The sequence below is a fragment of the Romboutsia sp. 13368 genome, from assembly GCF_018336475.1.
Lineage (GTDB): Bacteria > Bacillota > Clostridia > Peptostreptococcales > Peptostreptococcaceae > Romboutsia.
The window spans coordinates 2,049,044-2,049,326 of record NZ_CP048741.1 but is presented as its reverse complement, the minus strand read 5'-3'; the positions used below and the strand labels follow the sequence as shown (position 1 = coordinate 2,049,326).

Genomic DNA, 283 nt, shown 5'->3' with positions numbered 1-283 from the left:
TATAACCATTAGAGATAAAGAATCAAARTTACTTCTTAATTCTATCGGCGTACGAAAAGATATAGATATAGTGCCGGATCCAGTTATGGGGTTTAATATTGAAAATTATGAGTTTAAGCTTCCTAAATATTATACAAATAATGACTATATAACAGTTAGTATAAGAGACTGGAAAAAAAATAATAGCGAATTTCAAAAAAATATAGCTTTAACTTGTGATAAAATCATTGAAAGTGGAATTAATGTAGTGTTTGTACCTATGCATGGCCAACATGATGAAATG

1 protein-coding gene (only partly in view) is annotated in these 283 nt (G+C 28.0%); it reads left to right on the top strand.

Going from position 1 to position 283, the window contains the following annotated elements:
* The coding region annotated (gene csaB / locus G3997_RS08470; protein ID WP_296645357.1) for a polysaccharide pyruvyl transferase CsaB crosses the window boundary (this coding region is incomplete at its 3' end): on the top strand, positions 1 to 283 show 283 of its 687 nt. The annotated region extends 404 nt beyond the left edge of the window.